This window comes from Vibrio sp. OPT18 (assembly GCF_015163615.1).
In the GTDB taxonomy this organism is placed as follows: Bacteria; Pseudomonadota; Gammaproteobacteria; order Enterobacterales; family Vibrionaceae; genus Vibrio; species Vibrio coralliirubri.
This window is the reverse complement of the sequence record NZ_JADDYK010000063.1, coordinates 103,447-104,281: the sequence shown is the minus strand read 5'-3', so window position 1 is coordinate 104,281 and position 835 is coordinate 103,447. Positions and strand designations below refer to the sequence as shown.

The 835-nt window shown below is 46.2% G+C and carries 1 protein-coding gene; it reads right to left on the bottom strand.

Features of this window, described 5'->3' with window-relative positions; translation table 11 throughout:
* Positions 1-835, bottom strand: an 835-nt coding sequence (locus tag IQQ51_RS17640; protein WP_193841682.1) for a chemotaxis protein CheW, incomplete at both ends; no start/stop codon positions are given.

The following is an 835-nucleotide window of genomic DNA, read 5'->3' as shown; positions in this document are numbered from 1 at the left end:
CTAGCCCTGCGTTTAGCATGGCGATTAATGCTTCGACATGGATCAAAGCACACATTTTTTCTTTTACCATCCCAGCGAGCCAAGGGCGTTTTCCCGCCGTTTCTCGCCAGCGTACTTTATCTGTATTCAGCAACTCGGTGCCTTTGAGCTCAGTGCCTGCAAGGCCCCACAAGCTTTCTCCAAGCATCACTATATATTGATAGTTTTCTTTGTATTCGTCACCTGATAGTTTCTCAGACATCACCCATTTTGCGGTATCGACCACATCTAGCTGACTATCACGGTTGGTTTGTAACCCCAAATACCAAGTCGGTTTACCAATAATGTGATTGACCTCTTCTAGGCGATGGATACCACCGAGTTCATCAAGCGGCACCGCAAAGGTCACACCGTTCACATCGAAATACAGTACTTGAAAATCTTCTGTGCGAACCGTACTTTCCCAAGAGGTAAACTGGTCAGCACCTCCGGCTTGAGTTTCGGGTTCAATAACTGTTTCGGGCTCAGGAACATCAACTTCAGGCTCAACAGCCTTAACTTCTACTTGTTCCGTCGCTAACTCTTCAATTTGCTGCAATTCAACAGGTGGCTCTACAACAATTGATAAATCGGGTTCTGGAAGATTCCAATCCTGAATCTCTGGCTCTTCGAACACTTGAACAGACTCAACCGCAGCATCAAACATTTGCATGTCAGCTTGCTGGGCGATTTTCTGGGTGTTCTGATCCATCAACTCATCAAGGTTCAGTTCATCAACAACATTGGTCGCCTCTAAACGACTCAGTAGTTTCTGAACATCCTCAAGGTTAGGAACCTCAAACTCAGCCGCGCGTAT